The sequence below is a fragment of the Pseudoalteromonas sp. LC2018020214 genome (genome assembly GCF_016598755.1).
In the GTDB taxonomy this organism is placed as follows: Bacteria; Pseudomonadota; Gammaproteobacteria; order Enterobacterales; family Alteromonadaceae; genus Pseudoalteromonas; species Pseudoalteromonas distincta.
Genome location: NZ_CP066805.1, coordinates 383011 through 406832, shown reverse-complemented (window position 1 = coordinate 406832; position 23822 = coordinate 383011). Strand labels below are relative to the sequence as shown.

Sequence of the window (23822 nt, the reverse complement as noted above, 5' to 3'; positions counted from 1 at the left end):
CGTTAAAAATTATTCATATAGAGCAACTATATATCATAGTTTTCGCCTTGTTATTACGCTATTTTCTGAGCGCTATAATAGAACACTTATTCAATGCAATTGGTATTGTTCATTATTATTTTTATTAACTATAAAATTAAAAAGGCGAAATGTCTTTAACATTTCGCCTTTGGTTCTTCATGAAAATAGTTTAAAAAGTATATGTTGCTTTAGCGTAGTAAAAGCCACCGTTAATACCAAACGGAGATGTTTCGTAGAACTGACCACCCCAGTTGTTATTAGGGATGCCCGTTGCATCTGCAAAATCAAGTTTTTCAGCATCTTGGTCGAATAAGTTTTGAGCACCTACAGAGAAGCTAACTGATTCATTTAAGAAGTAAGTTACTTCAGCATCAATAGTGACTGCAGCATCCGCTGTTTTAGCTGTTGCATCATAATCAACGTGAACACCTTGGTATTCGCCGTAGTAGTTTGCACGAGCAAATGCTGAAACTGATTCCCATTGTTGAGACAATGTGAACGTTGCACGATGATTAGGTAAATCCTCTTCTAAGCGTTTAACTTTAAACGCACCTGTAATCTCACTAAATTTAGTTACTTCAGTATCATTCCAGTTATATGCAAGGCTAAAGGTAGAGCTACCGCCCATTAGTTCAGCAGTGTAGTTTGCAACTAAATCGATACCTTGTGTTGTTGTGTCAAAGTCGTTTGTGAAAAAGCTTACTTGAGCAAGGCCTTGTACATTAGGTACTCCAGCTGCTGCAAGGGTATCTTTGTCTGCTTGGCTTAAGTTGATTTTATCTGATTGACTAATACGGTCATCAACTTGAATGTTGTAGTAATCAAGCGTTAAAAATAACTCGCCGATAGTGTATACAGCACCAAGCGTATAACTTTGCGATTCTTCCGGCTCAAGCTCTGTACCACCTAATTGCACTGCAATTGGGTTTGTTGGTGGAAGAAGCGCTGAATCTTGTAATACACCGCCATCTAAACTTGTTTGTACATTACTTACGTTAGCTTGACCAACCGTTGGTGCACGGAAACCACTGCTTACAGAACCACGAATATTTAAATCTTCAGTTAAATGGTATTGAGCCATTACTTTGTAGTTAGTGGTAGTGCCAAAGCTGTCGTAGTCTTCAAATCGAAGTGCTACGCCCATTAAGAAGTCTTCAGTAAACGGTGCTTCAACATCAACATATGCTGCATAGTTACGGCGAGAAAATTCACCTGCTTGTGATGGTTTAAAACCAGGAAAGCCGTTAGAGCCAATACCAAAGCCTTGTTCTGTTAAAGGACCTGCTGTGTAAGATTCTTCATCACCAGAGACGATAGTAAATGTTTCTTCATGCCACTCAAAACCACCGGCAATGTTTACATCATAAGCTAAACCAAAGTCGATACCTTTTGATAAATCAAAGTTAAAGTTCTTCTCTAGCTGTTCATATTTACCTGGGCTAAAGTCACGTGGCGTATCTGCACCCAAAGAGGCATTAACCGTGTCGTAAATAAAGTAACGTGATTCATTTAAGCCAACAGTACCGCTTAAGTCATAGTAAGTATCTTTTAAGAAGCCACCAGTGAATCGACCTTTAGTACCAATAGTTAAAGAAGTATCAGTAATATTGCCGCCAAAGTTAGGTGTAAAGCCACCTGGAAGCATCTCATTAAAGGCAAAACAATCTGGGTTGTTTGCTACACCATTTATGTAAGCAGGATCATCTAGTACATTGCCGTCTGTTATTGTGATAGTTGGACAGTTAGCACTCATATCAGGTGTTGTGTCGGCAACAAGTAATGTTTCGCCACCATCATTTGAGTAAACACCAGAACGAGTTTGCGGATTACGGTAATAAAAACCGCCACGTACATCACGTTCAGAGTAGTTACCAAACATGTAAAATTCAGAGTCGTTTGTTAGCTCTAAACCCACATTACCAAAAATAGTAATATCGTCATCTACTTCTGGTGCACCCCATACTTGTGCAAGAGAAGATACATCAGGCACACCGGCAGCTGAAAGTGCTGCAGCATCGGCACGTTGAACTGAACGGCTTGTTGCATCAGCTGTTTTATATTGAAAGCTTAAATTAGCAAAACCATTGTCGGTAAACGGTAAACCTACGTTACCCGACACTTGTGTTGTATCGCCATCACCTTCATAAAATTGACCGTGGCGGATTTCTAATTTACCACCTTCTGAAGCGTCTTTTAGTTGGAAATTCATTACACCGGCGATTGCATCAGAACCATACTGCGCAGCCGCGCCATCGCGAAGTACTTCTACTTGTTTAATCGCAATGCTTGGAATAACTGAAATATCTGCGCCTTGCGCGCCATCGTTAATACCACCGCCTAAAAATGCAATTACAGAAGCACGGTGACGACGTTTGCCGTTTAAAAGAACCAATGTGCTGTCTGACGGTAAACCACGTAAGTTAGCTGGACGAACAAGAGAAGCCGCATCACTGATAGGGTTTTGGTGCACGTTAAACGATGGTACTGCACCTTTTAAAAGCTCAAGCATGTCAGTGTTACCTGACTTTTCAAGCTCTTCGCCGCCAATAATGTCGATTGGAACCGGTGAGTCACCTATTGAACGAGGAGCTGAACGCGTACCTACTACGGCAATTTTCTCAACGTTTTTATTTACTTTAGTTTGTTCCTGCTCGTCCGCCGCAATAGCAGATCCAGAAATAAATAACCCTGCAGTGGTTGTAGCTAAAGCAAATTTGATTGCTTGGTTTAGCGCATTACTTTTTAATTTCATTCTAATTTTCCCCAGTTAGAATAATTCTTATTTTTGATGTAAATTTCACATCATTTGTTTTAACTTAATTTTTTGTTTCACATAAGTTTGAGGTTTTAGCTCAAAAGCCTAATCAATTAAGCTTACTTTTTGTGAAGTCCTATCTACAGACTATAGATAAAAAACAGGAAGGGCAATTACTAATTAACCGTTTGATAACAAAAAGATTCAATTTAAGAGAAAATGCAACAGTGGTGCAAAGTAAAACTAAAATGAACTAAATAAGTGCAAATAAGGCTGTTGAGGGGAATATTAATGCGCTAACTGCATTTAAATGTTATTTATTTGTTTCTTTTTTGTGGGTTTTCAATGTTTTGTGCGTACCGCCAAGCTGCTAATTTTTCTTTGTATTCATCCCATACGCAGGGACAGCAACTGCCACCACCGCAACATTCATCCGATTTTGGTTTTTCAGGTTTTTGCGGTAATTGATTTGTTATATTCTGCATTGTTGTATGTATTTAATACTAATTTGGTGCAAAGGGTAAGTTAAAGGGTGTTGTAAGTAAATTATTCTTTGTGAACCTGTGCTGCTGTGTGAAAATAAAAGTTATGCGATTATATAAAGTTATTCACCGTGCACCTTGGCGGGTAGTTAAAATTAGTAAAAAACGCCAACAGCTGCGTTTTCGACGTGCTATGGTGGCGCTTAAAATCGCACTCGCCCAAGAAAAACAAGAAACTAAAGAAATGCTCTCTATTTATAGGCGTTACACTCAAGGCCACACAAGTAAAGAAGAGTTAAAACGCGCAAATGAGCAATTTGTTGATATTTTAAAAGGGTTAGGGCTCGGTGTATTTGCTGTATTACCTTTTGCTCCGCTTACAATTCCTTTAGTTGTTAAATTAGGGAGTTTGGTGGGAGTTGATGTACTGCCAAGTTCGTTTAATATGAACAAATCTATTAAAGAACTAGATGCTAAAATAGATCAAGAAAATCAAAAGCAAGAATCTAAAAATAGCTTAAAAAAGTAGCTAAAATCCCTTCAAATTAGCGATACCTTTTAGGTGCGCTTATTGATATGCTCTTAAGTACCATTTTTATATTATATGAGCTTTTTAATGAGTGCATTACTACGTCATACATCTTCTGGTATTCCTTTATCTTTTATTCTTAAAAACGAATTATCTGACTGGCAAGCACAGCAGCCTGCATTTATACAAAATTGGTTAACTAATACAGGTTTTGAAAAGCAAGGTGTTGCTTTAATTCCTGATGCTAAAACGGGCGAGTTAAGCCAGGTATTTTGTCTAATGCAAAGCAGCGATGATTTTTGGGCTGCGGGTAATTTAGCAAATACACTTCCTACAGGTACTTATCAAATTCAAGGCGACAGCGCTTTTGTAGAGCAGGTTGCTTTAGGGTTTGTACTTGGTGGTTACGAATTTAGTGAATATAAAGAAAAGCCAACGGCAAAGGCGCAATTAGCCATTAGCGATAAAGCGTTATATGAACGCATTAGCCAACAGGCTGATGCCATTACACTTGCACGTGATTTAGTTAATACTCCAGCGGTAGATATGATGCCGCAACATTTATCGCAAGTTATGGAAGATTTAGCTGCAACTTATAATGGCGAATTTTCACAGTGGGTTGGCGATGAGTTACTAGAGCAAAACTACCCGACTATTCATATGGTGGGTCGTGCAAGCGAAAATAAACCGCGTTTACTTGATTTAAAATGGGGCGCATCAGATGCTCCATTAATTACACTAGTCGGTAAGGGCGTATGTTTTGACTCAGGCGGACTTGATTTAAAACCGAGTTCTGGCATGCGTAACATGAAAAAAGACATGGGCGGCGCGGCGCACGTAATGGCACTAGCGCAGCTTATTATGGCAGCTAACTTACCAATTAGATTACGTGTACTTGTACCAGCGGTTGAAAATGCAGTATCGCGCAATGCATTTCGCCCAGGCGATGTTATTAAAACGCGCAAAGGTATTATGGTCGAAATTGATAATACCGACGCTGAAGGTCGCTTAGTATTATGTGATGCATTAAGCGAAGCGCAAAACGATAATCCTGAGCTAATTATTGATTTTGCTACCCTCACGGGTGCATGTCGTGTTGCACTGGGCACGGAGCTTCCGGGCTTTTTCTCAACAGAGCGCGGTGTAGCAAATGGCATTATTGACGCCGGTTTAAGTGTACATGACCCTGTTTGGCAACTTCCGTTGTTTGAGCAATACAAAAGCTTACTAAAAAGTGATGTAGCCGATATGGCAAATTGCGCAAGCACACCGTTTGGTGGTGCTATTACCGCAGCGCTTTACTTAAAAGAATTTGTTGAACCAACAACACCGTGGGTACACTTTGATGTAATGGCATGGAACTTACGTGCATTACCAGGTCGTCCAACGGGTGGTGAAGCGTTAGGTATTCGTGCGGTGTTTAATTACCTACAAAATCGTTTTAATAAGTAAGTTTTTGATTCAATAGTAAGATATAACTTGAGCTTTAAACCTCATAAAGCTCAAGTGGCAAGTTATCTGGATCGGCAAAAAAGGTAAACTTTTTGCCGGTTATTTCATCCACTCTAATATCCTCAACGTTTACATCGCACGACTCTAAATACGTTTTTGCAATCTGTACATCCGCTACCTTAAAAGCTAAATGTCTTAAGCCTTGTGCTTCGGGATAGCTGGGTCTTGCGGGCGATCCATCAAACGAAAATAGCTCTATTTGGCTACCATCGGGCATGGCTAAATCTAATTTATATGAATTACGATCAGCTCTAAAGTGCTCATTAATAACGTTAAGTTTAAGTACATTGCTATAAAAGTGTTTAGAACGTGCATAGTCACTGCAAATAATGGCAGCGTGGTGAATACCTAAAAGTTTCAAATTTAATTCCTTAAAAAGCAAAAACGCACTTAATGAAGTGCGTTTTATATGTGGCTTATTACATGTTGTGTTAGCTAGGCTGCGCTTCTTTACATGCTTTAACGGCCGGTGCTACAAGCTCTAAACCAGTTTTATCACAAGGTAGTAAAGCAGCATCGCTTACACTAATAGGCGTTACACGTTCGCCCCATTTTATGTAACTTGCAGCCCACGTAAGGCCTGCACCAAATGCTGCAGACATAATATTTGAATGCGGTTTAATTAACCCTTGCTCAACCGCCTCACATAACGCTATAGCAATAGTCGCAGCAGAGGTATTACCATATTCACCAATGTTAACCATTACTTTTTCGTCAGGTACTTTTAAGCGATTCTGAATAGCCTGAATAATACGTAAGTTAGCTTGGTGTGGAACGAGTACATTAATGTCGTCAAGGCTTAAGTTGGCTTGTTTAAGTACGTCGTCGCACGCTTCACTCATGCCTTTAACAGCACGTTTAAAAATTTCACGACCTTCAAATAATAAATCAGAAGGACCAATTGGCTCATACTTATTTAAATCGCTACCAAAGTTGGTGATGTGTAAAATATCGCGGTCTTCGCTGTCACAACCGGTTTTGGTACCAAGTAAACCCGCTGGGGTATCTGCCGCTTCAAGTACTACTGCACCTGCGCCATCACCAAATAAAACAGCGCTGTCGCGACGTGCCCAGTTTACGTACCAGGTCATACGTTCAGCGGCAATGACGACTGCTTTTTTAATCATACCCGCTTGAATTTGTGCTGTAGCAGCTTGCAATGCATATAAAAAGCCCGAACATGCCGCGTTTGTATCCATTGCGGCAGCGCCTGTTGCACCAATATTTTTTTGCACTTGTGAGGCGGTATTTGCCACAACAGTAGAAGGTGTACAGGTTGCTAATATCACTAAATCAATATCTTTAGGATCAATGCCTGCGCACGCAATAGCATGCTTAGCAGCAACGGTTGCCAGCTCAGCGGTACTTACATGACTCACTCGGCGAGATTTAATGCCAGTACGCGTGGTTATCCACTCGTCGGTGGTATCAACTATTTCACTAATTTCATCGTTGCTAATGCTTGCTGGTGGAATGCATTTACCCCAACCAGTGATATGTGCGTAAGGCATAGTATGTTCTCTTAAGGTGGTCTGACATGTGTTACTAATGGGGGAGTTATACCAAAAAACGGCTTTCAAGACTAGTTTATAGCATGCTTTGTATCGTAAATATTCGCAATTACAGGTTATTTAAGGTAATGCTAGTATAAAAAAGGAGCAAGTATGAAAACAACACTAATAACAACATTCACTGCAATAACGCTGGCATTAATAACAAATGGGGCTTTTGCTCAACAGCATAAAATTATTTATGCGGGCAGTTTACTTGCATCCGAAGATCAAAAAGTAAAAACAGAGCAAACGTTAGTCATCACAGATAATACAATAACAGCCATTAAAAACGGCTACCTCACAAAAGCAGAACTTAACCTACCTGATGCCGATATTATCAATCTTAAAAATCAATTTGTAATGCCAGGTCTTATTGATATGCATGTTCACGTTACGTTTGAGCGAGATGCAAAAGCAAACCCTCACCGCTGGGCAACAGAATATGATGCCGATTATGCTTTGCGCTCAATTAAATATTTACAACGTACGCTCGATGCGGGTTTTACATCAGTGCGTGATTTAGGTAGCGATCACAAAGTAATATTTCCGCTAAAGCGCGCTATTGAGCGAAATGATATTAACGGCCCTCGCATTTTTGCAGCGGGTAATACAATATCGCCTACCGGTGGACACGCAGATATGCACGGATATCGAAAAGATATTACAGATGCGGTTACAGGCGGGATTGGTATATGTAATGGCGCGGATGATTGTAGCCGTGCGGTACGCGAGGTAATTAAAAGTGGTGCTGATGTAATTAAAATTACTGCCACGGGTGGAGTACTAAGTAATACCGCTGCTGGGGTTAACCAACAACTTACAGATGCAGAGCTGATTGCAATTGTTGATACGGCTCACCACTTAGGACGTAAAGTTACAGCCCATGCACACGGTACACAAGGTATAAAAGCGGCCTTAAAAGCCGGTGTGGATTCTATTGAGCATGGCTCTTATTTAGATAAAGAGGCAATAAAGTTATTTAAAAAAACGGGGGCTTATTTAGTACCGACGCTTTTAGCGGGGGCAACGGTAAGTGAAGAGGTGCTTACAAACCCAAATATGCCACCGGCAATAGCCGACAAAGTGCGTGAAGTAACTCCAAAAATGCAGGCTTCGTTTAAACTTGCACTGAAAAACAAGGTCAATATAGCTTTTGGAACAGACTCTGGGGTGTCGCGTCATGGGCTCAATGCTAACGAATTTAGTCTAATGGTAAACAATGGTATGAGCGAAGCCCAAGCTATTAAATCAGCAACTATACAAGCAGCTAAACTGTTGGGGCAAAGCGCACTCATTGGCGACTTGAGTGTTGGTAAACAAGCAGATATTATCAGTGTGAATGGCTCACCGCTTAAAAATATCGACGTACTTAAAAACGTGCAATTTGTTATGAAAGCCGGGCAAGTTTATAAACAATAGGGAAGGTTATGAGCAGCAAAATAAAAGTGTCGTTGTTTAATCATTTGATTGACGCTGAGCGCCAGTTACTAGACCCAGAAGTTCGCCAATCTGAGCGCGCATTAGATGCTTTACTCGATGATGAATTTATCGAAATTGCTGCCAATGGCACTACATTTAATAAATACCAAGTACTTACCCGCTTACCTACCGAGGTTGTGCCACAGTTTTATAATCAGCATTTTAAGGGCCGAATGCTAAGCGATGATGTAGTGCAACTTAGTTATCAAGCAGCTTATAGGCGCTCTGCTCGCGCTGAGTTTAATTATTCTTTACGTATGTCGCTTTGGCGTAAAAGTAATGAACAATGGAAAATGGTGTTTCACCAAGGAACGCCTTGTGCGCCGTTTTCAATTTCGATGGATGATGATTAAAAATCATATAACCGTTAAAATAACCTTATTAAACATTTGATTGGGCAATAACCTGTTGTTAATGCGTACCGACCCCACCATTAGTCGATTATTAATGCTGCGAAGCGGCGCTATTGCCGTGCAATTAATTGCGGTACTTAGCGTTTATTTTTTACTAGAACATCAAATTGCATTACTGCCTTTACTTATTGTTATTGCCGTTGAGGCTGTGTTTCAGCTTATTAGCCTATTTGCTTATCGTAATGTAAGCCGCGCTAAACCTTTGGGTATGTTGATGCAGCTAACTGCAGACGTATTATTTTTAACGGTTTTGCTATCGCTAAGCGGCGGTGCGACCAATGCATTTGTTTCGCTGTTATTGCTCCCTATAATGATAGCTGCTGTTACGCTGCGAGAAAAAGGATTAGCTTATATTGCGGTATTAGCCATTGCCGCATACAGTTTGCTACTTATAAAGATGCCCGATCACAGTATGCATCAAATGAATATGAGTGGTCATTTTATTGGCATGTGGGTTAATTTTGTTTTAAGTGCCAGCGTAATTGCACTTGTTATTGGCGCAATGAGCAGGGCACTTAAAGAGCGAGAGCGAATTATTGCAAACGTGCGTGAAAAACAATTGCGTAATGAACAGCTTGTTACCCTTGATGGGGCTGCTGCACAAATCACCCATCAACTAGCGACCCCAATTGCAAATTTACAGCTATTGTTTGAAGAGTTATTAGAAGACCAGCCAAACAACCCTATTGTTAAGCATATGCAAGCGCCGCTTACTCAGTGTAGTACGCAACTTAACGACTTTAGAAAACTCTCAAGGCAGTTACGCCTTAAAAATTCGCAAGAGCATACCACCGTAAAGCAACTGCAAACGCAAATTACAGATACGCTTTTACTGCAATACCCTGATCAGCACATTAAATGGATTACGCCACCTATTGCGGCAACGCTATTGAGTGATGCGATGTTATTGCCTGCTATTTTAAATTTATTGCAAAATGCCGCGCTCGCTAATCAAAAAAAAGGCCAAACTCAATTAGAGCTGAGTTGGCAGCAAGATAACTTACATAGTGAATGCGTTTACTTGTTAATTCGCGATTTTGGCCCTGGCTTTTCGTCATCTCAGTTAGCAGAGCTGGGCGGGCAACTTATGCCAAGCGATCAAGGAATGGGGCTTGCTGTGCTTTTATCAAACGTTACTTTTGAGCGTTTAAATGGCTCACTTACCTTGTTTAACCATGCAGATGGCGGCGCTGTCGCCAAAGTTAAACTCGCTATTGTAAACACTGAGAATAACGCCTTATGAAGTTACTTATAATTGAAGACGACATAAATTTAGCCAGCACACTGGCAAGGCGCTTAACTAAACAAGGCTTTATCTGCGAGGTGGCGCATAATCAAAGTGATGCGTTACTTACCGCGCGTAAACTATTGCCCGACTTTGTTTTATTAGACATGAAACTAGGCGACGATAACGGACTTACACTCATAAAGCCGCTGCGTAGTTTGCTCCCCCAAGCTCATATTGTTTTACTAACCGGGTTTGCAAGTATAGTAACCGCAGTAGAGGCAATGCGTTTAGGCGCAAACGATTACCTTACTAAGCCGGTTGATATGGCAACATTATTAAAAGCGCTTAACACCGATCCTGTGGCATCGGCATCGAATGTTATTGATGATGCGGTTATGTCGCCGGAGCGCTTAGAGTGGGAGCATATTCAACAAGTATTACACAGTAATAATGGCAATGTGTCGGTTACCGCGCGGCAACTTAATATGCATAGACGTACTTTGCAGCGCAAGTTACAAAAAAAGCCGGTGCAGCAGTAATTTATTACTTAATTTAAGGAAAGTGTTATGAGCGATGATGCAGTGACAATAATGCAAAATCAAAAAATTATATTATTTGATGCGCAATGTAAGCTGTGCAGCGCGTGGTGTAACTTTATTATTGCTCACGATAAAAATACTATTTTTAAATTATGCAGCGTGCAATCTCCAAAAGGGGAATTATTGTTAACACACTTTGGTTTTTCAACCAGTGAATACGCCTCTATGGTGCTTGTTGAAAATGGTAAAGCATTTACCCAAAGCCATGCTTTTTTTAATGTTGTTAAGCAGCTAGGTTACCCATATAAGCTAGCAAACGTATTTAGTATTTTGCCAACTAGGTTTAATAATTGGCTATACGATAGGGTTGCTTTAAATAGGTATTCGTTATTTGGAAAATATCAGTATTGCAGAGTACCCAACCCAGATGATGCTAAACATTATTTATAAATTAGGCGTTAATACACTGCGGTATAAGTAGATGCTAGGTTTATGAGGTTGTGTTAAAATCGCCGCGTTTAATTTTAGCTAACGGTATAAAAGGCTTTTTTCATGGCAAACACAGCACATGCACTTCACATTTTGGTAAAGCACAAAGAGATTGCAGAAGATATTATTAAGCAATTAGGTAAAGGTGCAAAGTTTCAAACCTTAGCTAAAAAGTATTCGTCATGCCCATCGGGCAAAAAAGGCGGTGACTTAGGTGAATTTAGACGCGGACAAATGGTTCCACAGTTTGACAAAATTGCATTTAAAGGCGCAATTTTAGAACCCCACCTAGTTAAAACTAAATTTGGCTGGCATGTAATTAAAGTACTTTATCGTACTTAGTTCTCTGTTAAGAACTAAAAAAAGTCGCACGATTTAGTCTTTGATAGTTTTGAAATTTAATTTGTTTAGTCTAATTTTAGATAAGTCGCTATCAAAGAGTAATACAGATTATATAATAAGGAGGTAACAACATTGAGGGATAATAGTAAGCTTATGCTAAGGGATGTAGCTATTTGTCTATTGCTAATTACTACAGGATATATAATTGCTCATTTATCAGAAAGTTTTGATATAAATTGGTTTACAACAATAAGAAAAGAAATCTTTCAAGCTACTTTGAGTGTGTTGGCTAATTTGGCAACTATAGTAGGGGTTGGGTTTGCTATATATGTATACAAGTCTTGGTACAGGCAACAGGATTTTATTAAAAAGGATAAAATATTAGATGATTTATATTTAGCCTTTTTAGATCTTAGTAGTTCCTCAGGTTACCTTGCTACTCTTAAGCTGGCTAAATTTAAAATGTATGAGAGTTACTATAAAAAGAATGAATTACCCCCATCTTATAAAATCGAGGACCTAAAACAGTATACCAGTGAGAATAAAGAAATTTATCAAAATAACCTAAGGAAGTATGATTCTGTGTTTAATGCATTGACTCTTACAGCCCTCAATTCTGACTTCTACGCAATAAATTCTCATAGAATTACTACTTCTTTTAATAAAATAGATAGGGAAATTGATAATGCTATAGCAAACAAAAATTTTGATGAGAGTAAAAATTTAATTGAAAATGAGTGTGATTTTATTAAAAACTTCTATAAAAAATTCATTGATTTTCATAAAAAATCTAGGGATGAATTGAAGCTCAGTTAGGTGGGCTATAACAAAAATCATCTAGCATCCACTCTTAATATTAAGTGTTTAAAAATAGCGATATCACTCAACCTAAATTCAAAAAAAACGACTGTAAAAATTTAAACCTAAAACGGCGAGATATCTAGTAGCGCAGCTTTGTTTGTTCAATTAGGGGGGGGAGTTTCTAGAGTTTTAGACAATATATCCCAATATGTGGCACCATATCTGTCGTTTTAAGGCATACATTAAAATTTGAGATGGTTGCTGCTGGTTTGCCCATTATTTTCTTTTATTTAAATTTGTAAAATTTATCATTCGCCAATCCAACCGGGCCAATTTTCCATTCTATCTATGTAATCTGGTGGGCCTTGCATAGTTACTGTGTTAACTTAAACTTTTCGCAGAAGAAAATAGCTAAAATGACGCTGACACTCACCCTAATTTTTATACGATTTCATTAAATCACAACTAAGCTCATTTACGATAATTGTATATGTTTGATTGAAGATAAATCACTCATGAATAATCACTCGCATTTAATACTGTATTTTGACGATAAAATATCAAATAGATTTAATCAGAAGGTGATTCATGTTCGCTTGCCTATACGCAATATAAAAGGCTGCAATGTGCAGCCTTTTATAAGTGTTAAACAGCTATTTTACTCGTTAAGCGTCTTGCTTGGCTTCTTCTTCACTAATTTGTTTTAGTGCTTGAATGAATGAGTCGCTTGGTTGTCCGCCAGTAAGTGCATATTTATCGTTTATGATAAATGTAGGGACGGAAGTAATACCCATTTGTTTAAAGTTGTCTTGCTCTTGGCGTACGTCTTGTACGTATTTGTCTGAATGTAGAATACCGCGTGCAGTTTCTTTATCAAGACCCACTTTTTCAACAACGTCGAGCAACGCTTCTTCTTGGTTTAAGTATTTTAAATCTGTGAAGTGCGCTTCAAAAAAGGCGAGTTTTAGCTTGGTTTGCTTACCTTCTTCACGTGCCCACATTAATAAACGATGCAAATCAAAGCTGTTGATCATGATGCGTTTGCCATCAAAATTAAAGGTAAAGCCAGCACGCTGACCGGCTTCGAACATGTTTTTACGATTTTCGTCGCCTTGCTCTTCTGTTAGGTTGTACTTTTGCATTAAATGTTCGTTTAAGTCTTGACCTTCAATTGGCATATCTGGGTTTAGTTCAAAAGGATGCCACGTAATATCTGCGCTCATTTCGTCTTTGAGTTGCTCTAGTGCAGTTTCTAGGTTTTTATAACCCACTACACACCAAGGGCACATTACGTCTGAAACGATATCAATTTTAAAGTTTTTCATATTTATCCTTTTGAGGATTGCTTTGGTATAACAGGGGATATTGGGATGAACTGCACTTTATCAATACCAAACTAAAAAGAGCAGCTAAACAGCTGCTCTTGAAGGTATTCAGTTTTAAGCGTTAAGCCCAAATGGGTCGTCAATGCTATAACTTGGTAGTGTAAACCAATGAGGGCCGTTGTCGGTCATGTAAAAATGATCCTCTAAACGCACGCCAAATTCATCGGGTATCACTAACATTGGCTCGTTACTAAAGCACATGCCTGGGGCAAGTGGGGTTTTATCACCGCCAACTAAGTATGGCCATTCGTGAATATCTAGCCCAATACCGTGACCCGTTCGGTGTGGGCAACCCGGTGTTTGGTACTGCGGGCCTAGCCCTTGCGCTGCTAAATAGTTACGTGCGCCCGCGTCAACGTCTTCGCACGTAGCACCAATTTTAGCTGCATTAAACGCGGCCATTTGCGCTGCTTTTTCATGATCCCAAAACATCCGTTGGCGCATTGTTGGTTCGCCAAATACATAGGTACGGGTTATATCTGATAGGTAATCGTGTACTTTACAGCCAGTATCAATTAGTACCATATCGCCTTTTTTAAGTACTTGCGCGTCTTTAACACCGTGCGGGAAAGACGTTGCAACACCAAATAAAACAATACAAAAATAGTTACCTGGTGCACCCACTTTTTGGTGTGCTTGCTTAATAAAAGCTTCTACTTCGGTGGTGGTTATTCCCTCATAAAGCATGCTTGCTGTGGCTTGATGTACGGCTAAGGTCATGCCCATCGCGCGTTGCATTAAGCTAAGTTCATGAACTGATTTATGCATACGGCAATGCGCCGTTACAGGTTGTGCGTTTATGAGTGTTAAACCCGTTTGTGCTTTATTAATGCCGTCGAATATAAAAAATTGTGCGCTTTCATCAATGCCAATAGTTGCGTTTTCATTAATGTTTAGTTTTTTTAACACTTCGACAAAAAGTGCATAAGGATTTTCGTGCTCTTGCCACCCATGAATAGGCCCATCTATTACTTTAAACCCGTTTAGTGAACCAATTTCGAAATAAGGCGCAATGTATTGTACTTCACCAAGGGCGGGTAATATCGCGCCAACCATACGTTCGCTCGCGTACCATTTCATGCCTGTAAAGTAGGTAAGGTTGGTGCCAGCGTTTAAATAAATTGCATCTATGTTGTTTGCTAGCATATACGCTTGCGCCTTGGCTATGCGCTCTAAATGTTCGTCAGCTGCGATAGGGATCAGCGTTTGCGTCATGTTACTTAGGCTTGCCAGCGCTTGCTCGCTTGATTGAGTACCAATACCGATGGTGGTCATATTTTTCTCCTTGGATTTTTAGCTAGTGTGATTAATACCAAGGTAAAATTCAATGTTATGCGATAAGAGGCTATTAGTTTATAGCCTCTTAAAATGGCATATTATTTTTTAGCGTAAGGTAAACGCGTTAGTTTATTACTTGTGTGGTAGCTATCAAGCCCAGTTACTGCCACCGTTTCAATAGCCTGTAAATCTAAAAAGCCATCACTTTGAAGTGCTACTTCATCTAAATACACATCAGTGATTTCACCTATTACAAGCTCTGTGCCATTGATGGCTAAATGTTGGTTTTCTACAAATTTAACTGAGTACTTTAAGCGGCTTTCTTTTACAAAAGGCGCTGCAAAGTCGTTTAAGTATTCGGGCGTTAACCCCGTCGCTGCAAATTCTGACTCGCCTTTATCGTAGCGGGCTGATGTTTGATGAGCTTGCTTATAAATAGCTTTATTAACCTGATTAATGGTGTAACTACCGGTTTCGATTATGTTTTCGAACGTATGTCGAGGCACGCTATTTGGGCGCATTATCATGCCAACTAGTGGCGGGTGAGCGCCTAAATGAATAACAGAGCTAACAATGGCGAGATTAGTATTGCCTTGTTTGTCTTGCGTGCCAATTAAGTTGGCGCTTTTAAAACCCGAAAGCGAATTAATTAAATGAGTACGAGTGTGTTTTTCAAGTGCGTTTATGCGCTCTTTAGTAAAATGCATTAAAGGTCCTTACCACGGTATGGTTTCGCCTTGCCAATCTAAGTAGGCAGGCTCACCATTGAGTTCTAAATGAGGGTTATTAAAAGTAACTGTAAAAAGCTGCTTAGCTACAAATTCAGCTGTAAAGAGTTTTCCAGCGGGTACGTTTTTTTGAAATGGCTTTGAAAGCGCAGTATCAGTAGTCCCTGGGTGAAATAAAACGAGCTTGGTATTTTTAGCTCGGCGTGAAAGCTCAATCGCTGCGGTTTTAAATAGCATGTTAAGAGCAGCCTTAGAGGCGCGATACGTATACCAACCGCCTAATTTATTGTCGTTAATGCTGCCCACACGCGCACTGAGTGCTGTAATAGTACAGTGCGTTTTATGTGTTAAGAGCGGCAAAATACTCTGCAAGCAAAGTAGGGGAGTTAGGGTGTTTGAATTGAGAAGTTGGCTAAAATACTCAGCGTCTAAATCCTCCAGCTTTTTTTCGGGCATATGGGTTTCGTTGTGCAGTGTACCATTGAATATAATAACTTGTTGTATATCGGCATTTTGCTCTTTTAGGTAATTAGTAACGCGCGCTAAACTTTGTTTTGTGTAGTCAGTATGCAGGTGGACAACACTAGAGTCAGATTCAATACTTTTTGAACTAATACAAACAATCTGATGAGTAGGCGTGTTTATTTGTAAATGTTCTATATATGCATTTGCTATGGCACTGCTTGCGCCGAATAAAACAATGATTTTCATTTATCACCTTTTGCTTTTAGTCCACATTGGCCGTTACTACACTGAGTATTTGGCATTAAAAAGCGACTGATGGGGTGCCTATACTTAGCAAATAACAGGTAACCGCAGTCAGCGAAAAAGCGAATTATTGGCAAGCGAAAAATTTTCAACCAGCTGTGTTTACCCACTATTTTCCATGCTTCGTACGTTACATCAAGCCCGTAAATCATTTCACCTGATTGCTTTTGGGCTTGCAGGTAGTTCATTGCTTTGTCTTTATCAATATACGGGTAGCGTTCACTAAAGTCGCTCGCGTTAAGATCTTCAAGCGTAATTAGATTTTTAGAGTCTGCGTGTTTTAGTTGCTGCATTTCGGTGCTGCAAAGAGGGCAGTTTCCATCGTAAAAAATGATCATGTAATTGCTTTGTGATTATTTTATATATACTTTTTTACGACAAGACATTGCAAATGGATCTATTAAATATCTCTTCATGATGATATTAATAGTGTCCTACGAAACAAAGGAGAATGAGAAATGAGTGAACAATATGCCGCCTTGCGAGGTAATGTAAATTTACTTGGGCAATTACTAGGACAAACTATTAAGGATGCTCAAGGCCAAGCTATTTTAGATAAAGTAGAAGAAATTCGGGCTTTATCTAAATCATCTCGCAGTGGTAATGAAGACGACAGACAAGCGCTAATAGACGTTTTACATGCGCTTAGTGATGAAGAGCTTTTGCCGGTTGCCCGTTCATTTAATCATTTTTTAAACCTTGCTAATGTAGCAGAACAATTTCATACCGTTTCGCGTTTTAATGACGTTGGCCTTGGTCAACAAAACCCTCTCACTCAAACATTAAAAACGTTAGTTACAAAAGCAGAACAAGGCCAGCTAGATAGTAATCATTTGGCCGAAACACTCTCAAAACTCCACATAAACTTAGTATTAACCGCCCACCCAACCGAGGTGACGCGCCGTACTATTATTAACAAACATGTTGAACTAAGTGATTGCTTAGCGTCATTAGAGCGAAAAGATAACTTACCGCTAGAGCGAGACGCTATTTTAAATCGTATTGAACAGCTTATTAGCCAAGCTTGGCATACCGACGACATTCGTCGCTCTCGCCCAACGCCAGTTGATGAAGCTAAATGGGGTTATGCGGTAATCGAAAACAGTCTTTGGCACGCTGTTCCGCGCTTTTTACGTGAATTTTCAGCCAATGTTAAAGAGCAATTAAGTTTAGAGCTACCAAAAGATTACAGCCCGATTGAGTTCACATCTTGGATGGGTGGAGACCGTGATGGAAATCCATTCGTAACATCGCAGGTTACAGCAGAGGTGCTTGACCACGGTCGTTGGATGGCGCTTAACTTATATATTCAAGATTTAAAAACGTTATGCGCTGAACTCTCTATGTCAGACGCCAGTGATGAGCTTATTGAGTTGGCAGGTCAAGACTTTGAACCATACAGAGCGGTGATCAAAAAGCTTAAAAACCAAGTTGCAGAGACCGTAGCTCACCTTGGCGCTAAAATTAAAAATAAGCGTAGCGATTCACAAGATTTAATTACCGATATTAATCAGCTTAAGCACCCTGTAGAGGTCTGCTACCGCTCGTTATTAAAGTGTAATATGAAAGTAGTTGCTGATGGCTTATTGCTTGATTTACTCTACCGTATTAATAGCTTTGGCTTGCGTTTAGCTAAACTCGATGTGCGCCAAGACTCGTCTCGTCACAGCGATGTTTTTTCTGAGCTGACTCGTTATTTAGGTTTAGGCGACTACAACCAATGGCAAGAGCAAGATAAACAAGCTTTTTTACTTACTGAGCTTAACTCTCGCAGACCGCTTATTCCAAAACATTGGCAACCAAGCCCTGATGTTCAAGAAGTGCTAGATACCTTTGACGTTATTGCTAAGCAAGACGAACAAACATTTGGCTTGTATATTATTTCGATGGCGCGAACAGCATCAGACATTTTAGCAGTACAATTATTGCTAAAAGAAAGCGGCTGTAGCTTTGATTTACCAGTAGCACCCTTGTTTGAAACACTTGACGATTTAAACGCAGGCAGTGATGTAATTACTACATTACTTGATAATGTTTGGTATCGCGGGCACATTAAAAACACCCAAAATGTAATGATTGGTTACTCTGATTCTGCTAAAGATGCCGGCATGATGGCAGCAGGTTGGGCGCAGTACGAAGCAATGGATAAACTAGTGCAGCTTGCTGATGAGCGTGGTATTGAACTTATTTTATTCCACGGACGTGGTGGCACAGTAGGGCGTGGTGGCGCACCTGCTGCACAAGCGCTGCATTCACAACCGCCAGGTTCGTTAAAAGGTGGTTTACGTGTAACCGAGCAAGGCGAGATGATTCGCTTTAAATTTGGTTTACCCGACGTAGCACTGCAAAGCTTAAATATTTACGCAGGCGCGGTTCTGCAAAGTAACTTATTACCGCCGCCGGAACCAAAACCGCAGTGGCGCGAAGTAATGAAGCTAATAAGTGAGGAGTCGTGTGAACATTACCGTAATGTAGTTCGCCACGATGAAAACTTTGTACCTTACTTTAGAATGGCAACGCCTGAGCTTGAACTGTCTAAGTTGCCGCTTGGCTCGCGTCCTGCAAAACGTAATCCTAATGGTGGCGTTGAAAGCCTGCGTGCTATTCCATGGATTTTTGCGTGGAGCCAAAACCGTTTAATGCTTCCTGCATGGTTAGGTGCGTTAACTGGCTTAAAAGCTGCGCTTAATAAGTACGGCGCAGAAACACTCAACGAAATGAGCCTACAGTGGCCGTTCTTTAGATCGCGCCTAGAAATGCTAGAAATGGTATTTAGTAAAGCCGATTGCTGGTTGAGTGAGCATTACGATAATGCGCTGGTGGAAGATATGTACAAACCATTGGGTGTAACACTTCGTAAAGAGCTTCAAGAAGCGATTAGCTTGGTGCAATCACTTAGCCCACAAAAGAGCCTACTCGCCGAACAACCTTGGATTAAGGAGTCGATTAGTTTACGTAATCCGTACACCGATCCACTTAACCTATTACAGGTTGAGCTTTTACGCCGTGCTCGCTCAGAGGAAAAACGAAACGAAGGTGACATTGATAATGCGTTAATGATCACGATGACAGGTATAGCTGCAGGTATGCGTAATACCGGCTAACACTTTATTTTGTTAGGTATACCTATTGGTATTAAAAGGGAGCACGCGATGTGCTCCCTTTTTTTGCGTTAAATAGGCTGGTATTTAACATCCTAACCTTTTAAACTACTTAGCCATTGAATAATTAAAAAATATTATGGCTTCAGCAACTTTTACTGTACAGCAAGATACAGCACTTACAAATTCGCACTTCACATTAAGCGTAGCGCAAACAGCGTCATTACGTAGTCAATTAAAATCACAACGTGGCATATTAAATTCTAATAATATTAAAGCGTTATGCACGCAACTCAATGTGTCTGATGATGTATTACTACAAGGTTTAGTACCTTTAGCTTCTGAGTATGCCGTTGCGCCAGTGTCAGGTTTTCATGTAGGCGCAATTGTTAAAGCACTTGATGAAAAGGGTGAGGTAAACTTTTACTTTGGTGCAAATGTAGAGTTTGATCATCAAGCATTGAGTTTAGTGGTTCATGCAGAGCAATCGGCTATAAATAACGCATGGTTAAACGGCGCTAAAAAAATAGTTAAAATTGCGATTAGCGATGCGCCTTGTGGGTATTGTCGCCAGTTTATGAACGAACTCGCTGATGCGAAAGAGTTTGATATTTTACTTCCTGATCAGCAATTTAAACTTGCTGAATTACTGCCGCATTCATTTGGACCTACCGATTTAGGTAACGAATTTAGCTTATTTAACCCAAAACCACAGCAAGGTAATTTTAGCGCTGAAGACCTTGATGAAACCCTAGCGCGTTTTGCACTTAATGCGTATGTGCCTTACAGCCACAACTTTAGCGCCGTAAAAATAAGTACATTTAGTGATGGTGATTTTTACGGCAGTTACGCCGAAAATGCAGCTTACAGTCCAAGTTTATCGCCACTACAAAGTGCACTAAGTCAGTTCTTTTTAGCTGGGCTTAGCTTTAACGAAAGTACGGTGAAGGGAATAACATTGCTCGAAACAGCGGGTCGTGAAAACCAGTCGCAAGTGGCAAAAGCTGTACTTGCCAGTTTTACGCATTTACCTGCACTTAAAGTAATTAGCGCACCACTTAAATAGTGGCTTGCATACAATAAAGCACAGCCGGAGCTGTGCTTTGTTAAAGCGAGCCATTCTATCGAATTAACTCACTCACTGACTACTATAACCTGTATTAATCAAGTAATACTTTAGCTGCTTCTAATACTACTGCTACAGATTTACGCTCAATTTCACCGTGGTCTACATTTGGTATTTCTTGGCGAGTACGGTTAACAAGTACGCCTGCTACACATGCTGCTTGTAATCCAAGGGCTGCACACATAGTAAATAATGTTGCCGATTCCATTTCGTAGTTCATCACGCCCAATTTTTGCCACTCTTCGCAGCTACCTTGTAGTGATTTAGGAACGTAACCAGAGTGCGTATCGTAACGCTCTTGCCCTGGGTAGAATGTATCGCTTGATGCAGTAATACCAATATGAAAATCGATATTTAGGTTTTTACATGCTTGTACCATAGCTTGTGTTGCATAAAAGTCAGATACAGCAGGGTAGCTAAGTGGTGCAAAATGTTGGCTAGCTCCATCTAAACGTACAGACGCTTGGCTAATTAAAATTTCGCCTTCGTTAATGTGTGGCTGAATTGCACCGGTTGTACCAATACGTAAAAATTTACGCACGCCAAGTTGTGCTAATTCTTCTACTGCAATCGACGTAGATGGACCACCAATACCTGTAGAACATATAACCACAGAGTGGCCGTTTAATTGACCTAAATAAACATGAAACTCGCGAGTTTGAGCAAGGCAGGTTGGGTTGTCTAGGAATTGTGAAATACGTGCTGCACGATCTGGATCGCCCGGTACAATCGCAAGTTTTGCACCTTTAAGATCATCAATACATAGTCCTAAGTGAAATACCTTTTCCATAGCTAAGCCTTTTATAATAATTTGTTGTCAATCTAGCATGATTGCTAGAAACGTTTATCAAGTACAGGACGATTGTCCGTTTTATCTTAACTCTTCCAATAAAGCCTTAATAATTTTAAGGGCTAATTTGATTTATTCACCAACTATGAATATTCACTCAAGTACTTATATACGTAGCCTTGTTGCGCTGTTGACATGTTCAAGCAGACATAATAAGTATCACTCAAGCGCGTAACTACGATTAAATGAATGATTACAAAGTTTCATTAATATCAAATAAATTCAATGAGTTAAATTTTTAGTGAACACGTAAAAACTAACGTGTTTACTTATATTAAGCACTGACTTATTTAGCAAAGTGGCATTTATTTGAAGTTTAGGCATTTTTAGTGATTTTGCATAACTACTCAAAAGTAATTAGCTACGTACAGAATAAAAACCGAAGGAGTTTATTATGAGCACACAATTTGAAGCATTTAAAAACAAAGTTGAGCACTGTTTGTGCGCACCGGGCGATGGCGTATACACAGTAAATACTGCAAAAGAGCGCAAAGCCGCACTGCGTAATAAACTTTACGGACAAACTGAAAACGTTGATAACTTGTGGCGCGAGTCTTTAAACGAGTTACCAAACTCACCACATAAAGCCGTTATGTTAGGTATTAGCTCCGACTGTGGCGGTGGGATATTACGCGGCGCAAACTGGGGGCCGTTGTTTGTGCGCTCAGCTTTAATTGATCAGCAACCTCAGTGTCATTCGTTTGATTTAGGTGATGTACGTGTGATCCCACATTTACTTCATGACAAATACCTAAATGATGCAACCATTTCTAATTGCCAAAAAGCCTTATATGGTGATGAAGATAACGATTATTACGTAAGCCCGTTATCAATCACTGAAGATGTATGCGACAGTTTTTACGCAACGTTTAAAGATAAAGGATTATTTGGTATTGGTGGCGATCACTCAATTAGTTACCCACTTACTAAAGCGTACTTAAAAGCAAAACGTGAGCAAGGTAAGCGCACGGCTATTATTCACTTTGACGCGCATACCGATTTACTTGTGGAGCGCTTAGGTATTGATTTATGTTTTGGCTCGTGGTGTACACATATATTAGAGTTTTTACCGGCGCCGCATCATTTAATACAATTTGGTATACGCTCAAGTGGCAAGCCTAAAGCGCATTGGGAAAATACTTTTGGTGTTAAACAGCACTGGGCACATGAAATCATTGAACGCGGCGCAGCAGCGGTTGCTGCCGACGCTATTGCACAGTTAAAAGCCGATAACGTTGATGAAATATACGTAAGCTTTGATATTGATGCACTTGATGCTGAATTTGCATCCGCCACAGGTACGCCAGAGCATCACGGTTTAACGCCTCAGCATGCGCTTGATATTTTATCAGCCATTGCGGATGAGTTTCCTATTACGGGTGCAGATATGATGGAGATAGCGCCATTTACCGACAGCTCTTTAGTTGGCCAATCAAGCTCAGAAACGACACTTAGAGAAGGCGCTAAAATTTCAGCCTTTTTAATTAGTGCAATGAACAAGTAAGCTGCAGAAGCTATAAAGGCTAGCACTATCAGCGTATAAGTGTGCATTACATAACTAAAAACTAGCAGTTCACAAAGCCTCAGCTATATTTATTAAATACATATAATGAGTTGGTTGAGGCCTCGCTAGATGAAATTGTTGATCTTTTTATTGTTCATTAGCTGTATTAAAGTTGATGCAGCTGAAATTACAATAGTAACGGAAGTATTTCCGGACTTTCAGTATATTAATGAAGATAACAAACTCGTTGGCCGCTCTGTCGAAAAAGTTCATAAAGCGCTAGAAGGTACAGGTATAAACTACACTATGTTGGCGCATAGTTGGGCCATATCCTACAATGCAGCGCTACGCGATAAAAACACCTGTATATTTTCGATTGTTCGATTACCTAATAGAGAAAGTAAGTTTAACTGGGTAGGCGAACTGGAAAGCTTTGACTCTGCCATTTATGGTCTAAAATCCAGAGGTATAAAGTTAAACACTCTCAATGATGCTAAAAAATACAAAATAGCAGTACTGCGTGATAACTTTAGTCATCATTATTTGCTTGAAAGGGGCTTTAGTGAAAGCAAGCATTTATTACTCATCGATAGCCTAGATAAAATAGATAAACTCATAAGCACTCGTCACCATATACTTGATTTTGTTATCCTCAACAAAAAGCAATTTAACTATCGAGTTAAAACAGAGCCTAAGCTTGAGTTACTAGAACCATTACTTGATTTAAACACAACTCAGTCTCCGTTATTTTTTGCCTGTAATATAAATATGGATCCGGCTTTAGTTTCTCAATTAAAAGTTGCCTTTAATAAAATTTAAGCACTTTAAACTCACTGTTTTACCTCTTAAACAATTGAAAATTTATATTTCGTAAATATAAATTGCTGCGTTTAAAAAACCGATTATAATCCAGCTGCTTTTTGTTTAAAAAAGCGCTAA

Annotated in this window: 23 protein-coding genes; 13 read left to right on the top strand and 10 right to left on the bottom strand. The window is 39.8% G+C overall.

Annotated elements, in window-relative coordinates; all coding sequences use genetic code 11:
- Positions 1-190 precede the first annotated feature (190 nt).
- Both JG479_RS18230 and JG479_RS18225 read right to left on the bottom strand, forming a co-directional pair.
- On the bottom strand, positions 191-2773 hold the full coding sequence (locus tag JG479_RS18230) for a TonB-dependent receptor plug domain-containing protein (protein ID WP_002959002.1): 2583 nt from the start codon (positions 2771-2773) through the stop codon (positions 191-193).
- A 320-nt stretch (positions 2774-3093) separates the two neighbouring features.
- Positions 3094-3261: an oxidoreductase-like domain-containing protein gene (locus JG479_RS18225; RefSeq protein WP_200220723.1), complete on the bottom strand. Its 168-nt coding sequence runs from the start codon at positions 3259-3261 to the stop codon at positions 3094-3096.
- A 103-nt stretch (positions 3262-3364) separates the two neighbouring features.
- On the opposite strand from JG479_RS18225, the gene JG479_RS18220 reads away from it, so the two are divergent.
- Together JG479_RS18220 and JG479_RS18215 are read left to right on the top strand one after the other, a co-directional pair.
- A complete protein-coding gene (locus tag JG479_RS18220; RefSeq protein WP_002959004.1) occupies positions 3365-3787 on the top strand; it encodes a hypothetical protein in 423 nt (140 codons plus the stop codon).
- Between the two features lie 87 nt (positions 3788-3874).
- Entirely contained in the window at positions 3875-5239 is a 1365-nt protein-coding gene (locus tag JG479_RS18215; protein ID WP_200220721.1) for a leucyl aminopeptidase family protein, read from the top strand.
- Between the two features lie 34 nt (positions 5240-5273).
- On the opposite strand, the gene gloA2 is transcribed toward JG479_RS18215, so the two are convergent.
- Both gloA2 and JG479_RS18205 read right to left on the bottom strand, forming a co-directional pair.
- On the bottom strand, positions 5274-5660 hold the full coding sequence (gene gloA2, locus JG479_RS18210; RefSeq protein ID WP_039488460.1) for an SMU1112c/YaeR family gloxylase I-like metalloprotein: 387 nt from the start codon (positions 5658-5660) through the stop codon (positions 5274-5276).
- A 70-nt stretch (positions 5661-5730) separates the two neighbouring features.
- On the bottom strand, positions 5731-6810 hold the full coding sequence (locus tag JG479_RS18205) for a ketoacyl-ACP synthase III (protein ID WP_200220718.1): 1080 nt from the start codon (positions 6808-6810) through the stop codon (positions 5731-5733).
- Positions 6811-6963: 153 nt separating this feature from the next.
- Between JG479_RS18205 and JG479_RS18200 the strand changes: the two genes are divergently transcribed.
- From JG479_RS18200 to JG479_RS18170, 7 genes are all read left to right on the top strand, one after another.
- Positions 6964-8271: a metal-dependent hydrolase family protein gene (locus tag JG479_RS18200; RefSeq protein ID WP_200220716.1), complete on the top strand. Its 1308-nt coding sequence runs from the start codon at positions 6964-6966 to the stop codon at positions 8269-8271.
- Between the two features lie 8 nt (positions 8272-8279).
- Positions 8280-8684, top strand: coding sequence for a nuclear transport factor 2 family protein (locus JG479_RS18195; protein ID WP_008133851.1), 405 nt, complete (start codon positions 8280-8282; stop codon positions 8682-8684).
- 61 nt (positions 8685-8745) lie between these two features.
- Positions 8746-9987: a sensor histidine kinase gene (locus tag JG479_RS18190; RefSeq protein ID WP_200220713.1), complete on the top strand. Its 1242-nt coding sequence runs from the start codon at positions 8746-8748 to the stop codon at positions 9985-9987.
- Positions 9984-10511, top strand: a complete 528-nt coding sequence (locus JG479_RS18185) for a response regulator transcription factor (protein WP_200220707.1) — start codon at positions 9984-9986, stop codon at positions 10509-10511. The genes JG479_RS18190 and JG479_RS18185 overlap by 4 nt, the downstream gene beginning before the upstream one ends.
- Before the next feature lie 27 nt (positions 10512-10538).
- Entirely contained in the window at positions 10539-10961 is a 423-nt protein-coding gene (locus JG479_RS18180; RefSeq protein ID WP_200220698.1) for a thiol-disulfide oxidoreductase DCC family protein, read from the top strand.
- A 102-nt stretch (positions 10962-11063) separates the two neighbouring features.
- Positions 11064-11342, top strand: coding sequence for a peptidylprolyl isomerase (locus JG479_RS18175; protein ID WP_002959014.1), 279 nt, complete (start codon positions 11064-11066; stop codon positions 11340-11342).
- 132 nt (positions 11343-11474) lie between these two features.
- A complete protein-coding gene (locus JG479_RS18170) occupies positions 11475-12158 on the top strand; it encodes a hypothetical protein (RefSeq protein ID WP_200220692.1) in 684 nt (227 codons plus the stop codon).
- 650 nt (positions 12159-12808) lie between these two features.
- On the opposite strand, the gene JG479_RS18165 is transcribed toward JG479_RS18170, so the two are convergent.
- The 5 genes from JG479_RS18165 to JG479_RS18145 form a co-directional block, all read right to left on the bottom strand.
- A complete protein-coding gene (locus JG479_RS18165) occupies positions 12809-13468 on the bottom strand; it encodes a DsbA family oxidoreductase (protein WP_002959016.1) in 660 nt (219 codons plus the stop codon).
- A 114-nt stretch (positions 13469-13582) separates the two neighbouring features.
- Positions 13583-14803 carry a M24 family metallopeptidase gene (locus JG479_RS18160; protein ID WP_200220679.1) on the bottom strand — a complete coding sequence of 407 codons (1221 nt, stop codon included), beginning with the start codon at positions 14801-14803 and terminating at the stop codon, positions 13583-13585.
- A 101-nt stretch (positions 14804-14904) separates the two neighbouring features.
- Positions 14905-15513, bottom strand: a complete 609-nt coding sequence (locus JG479_RS18155; RefSeq protein ID WP_007375568.1) for a flavin reductase family protein — start codon at positions 15511-15513, stop codon at positions 14905-14907.
- A 9-nt stretch (positions 15514-15522) separates the two neighbouring features.
- Positions 15523-16245, bottom strand: a complete 723-nt coding sequence (locus JG479_RS18150) for an SDR family NAD(P)-dependent oxidoreductase (protein WP_200220672.1) — start codon at positions 16243-16245, stop codon at positions 15523-15525.
- Positions 16242-16640 (bottom strand): thiol-disulfide oxidoreductase DCC family protein, encoded by a 399-nt coding sequence (locus JG479_RS18145; protein WP_002959020.1) that lies wholly within the window; start codon positions 16638-16640, stop codon positions 16242-16244. Before JG479_RS18145 ends, JG479_RS18150 begins: the two co-directional genes overlap by 4 nt.
- A 120-nt stretch (positions 16641-16760) precedes the next feature.
- Here JG479_RS18145 and ppc point away from each other — a divergent pair, with 120 nt between their 5' ends.
- On the top strand, positions 16761-19406 hold the full coding sequence (gene ppc, locus JG479_RS18140) for a phosphoenolpyruvate carboxylase (RefSeq protein WP_002959021.1): 2646 nt from the start codon (positions 16761-16763) through the stop codon (positions 19404-19406).
- Positions 19407-19542: 136 nt separating this feature from the next.
- Entirely contained in the window at positions 19543-20469 is a 927-nt protein-coding gene (gene cdd / locus JG479_RS18135; protein ID WP_200220659.1) for a cytidine deaminase, read from the top strand.
- A 94-nt stretch (positions 20470-20563) separates the two neighbouring features.
- Here the strand turns inward: cdd and udp are convergent, their stop codons facing one another.
- On the bottom strand, positions 20564-21319 hold the full coding sequence (gene udp / locus JG479_RS18130; RefSeq protein WP_007375563.1) for a uridine phosphorylase: 756 nt from the start codon (positions 21317-21319) through the stop codon (positions 20564-20566).
- Positions 21320-21773: 454 nt separating this feature from the next.
- Here udp and JG479_RS18125 point away from each other — a divergent pair, with 454 nt between their 5' ends.
- Both JG479_RS18125 and JG479_RS18120 read left to right on the top strand, forming a co-directional pair.
- The gene (locus JG479_RS18125; protein WP_024605708.1) at positions 21774-22883 is read left to right on the top strand and encodes an arginase family protein; all 1110 of its coding nucleotides are present in this window, start codon (positions 21774-21776) and stop codon (positions 22881-22883) included.
- 129 nt (positions 22884-23012) lie between these two features.
- The gene (locus JG479_RS18120) at positions 23013-23702 is read left to right on the top strand and encodes a transporter substrate-binding domain-containing protein (protein WP_002959026.1); all 690 of its coding nucleotides are present in this window, start codon (positions 23013-23015) and stop codon (positions 23700-23702) included.
- Positions 23703-23822: the final 120 nt, after the last annotated feature.